Raw genomic sequence first — 1329 nt, 5'->3', positions numbered from 1 at the left:
GACCCAAGCAACGCAGGATACCCCTGTTGTTGATCGGTTGGTGTCTCATGTCACGGTAGTTGACCGTGGACATGCGCTGTGTGGACAGCGGTTTGAGGTGGCATCACTTCGGTCTGGGCGCGGACCTGCCTTTATTGTCATCCGCCTTCCGGATGGACGGTCACGTAATATCCGCCGGTCAGTGACGGATTTGTCGCCTGTTATCGATGATGATCGTGAACATCGCAGCGTGGCGGGAAAGTTAATATCCGTTCGGACTTTGCTTCCTTTAGTGTATTATGCGCGAATCACCTTTGGTAACTCAATGGCGAGTTGCGATGGTTGCTCATGCTTTGGCGCATCGGATTGCCCTGTCTCTACCGGAGACCAGTGTTCCATTGGCAAGGATCAAGCCAGATACGCCCAGCCTTTGGAACAGTCTCCCACCGGTATCTCAGCATCAAGTCGCGCAGATGCTCGCGACTCTGATGCGCCGGATGCCGCCGAACGGGCCAGCGGCGAGGGAGCGGTTTGATGTTGGCTGTTCCGAGCAGTTCTGACGAGCGGCTCACGGCCGTCCGGCGTTCAAAGTTCGCTTACGTGTATGTGCGCCAATCCTCGATAAACCAGGTGCGCCACCATCAGGAAAGCACCGAACTTCAGTACAGCTTGGTGGACCGCGCCGTCAGATTGGGCTGGCCGCCGGATCGTGTCGTCGTCATCGATGAGGATCTTGGAAAATCGGGAAGCGGCCAAGTCGAGCGTGGCGGCTTCCAACGGCTCATCGCCGAGATCGGGCTCGGCAACGCGGGTCTGGTGGTCAGCCTCGATGCATCTCGATTGGCCCGCAACAACCGGGATTGGCATCAACTCCTCGAGTTGTGTTCATTGTTCGGCGTTATCATCGCCGATGGCGAGCGCCTCTACGATCCCTGCGCCTATCACGACCGGTTACTGTTAGGGCTCTCGGGGATCATGAGTGAAGCGGAGTTGCACCAGATCCGCATCCGCCTGCACCAAGGGGAGCGGCAGAAGGCTGCGCGAGGCGAGCTTCGCATACCGCTGCCAGGTGGCTTGACCTACAACCGCTCCGGCCAAATCGTGTTCAACCCTGATGAAGAGGTTCAGGCTCGGCTGCGTCTGATCTTCGACAAATTTAGAGAGCTTCAGACCGCGCGACGCGTTATGCGTTACCTGCGCACGCACGACCTACGCGTACCGGTGCGGCCGCTTCGCGGGCCGTCGCCCCACGAGTTGGTGTGGCGAGACGCCACCATCGCCCACGTCCATCATATTTTGCACAACCCGGCCTATGCCGGCGCATATGTCTACGGCCGGCGCCGAATAAAT

At 58.8% G+C, this 1329-nt stretch carries 1 protein-coding gene; it reads left to right on the top strand.

Annotated elements, in window-relative coordinates; genetic code table 11:
• Positions 1-513 precede the first annotated feature (513 nt).
• Positions 514-1329: recombinase family protein (locus tag OHD58_RS30325; RefSeq protein WP_263807290.1), on the top strand; the 816-nt coding region annotated here is incomplete at its 3' end.

This window comes from Mesorhizobium sp. ZC-5 (genome assembly GCF_025753855.1).
In the GTDB taxonomy this organism is placed as follows: Bacteria; Pseudomonadota; Alphaproteobacteria; order Rhizobiales; family Rhizobiaceae; genus Neomesorhizobium.
Note: the sequence above shows the minus strand (reverse complement) of the source record. Positions and strands in the feature narration are given on the sequence as shown.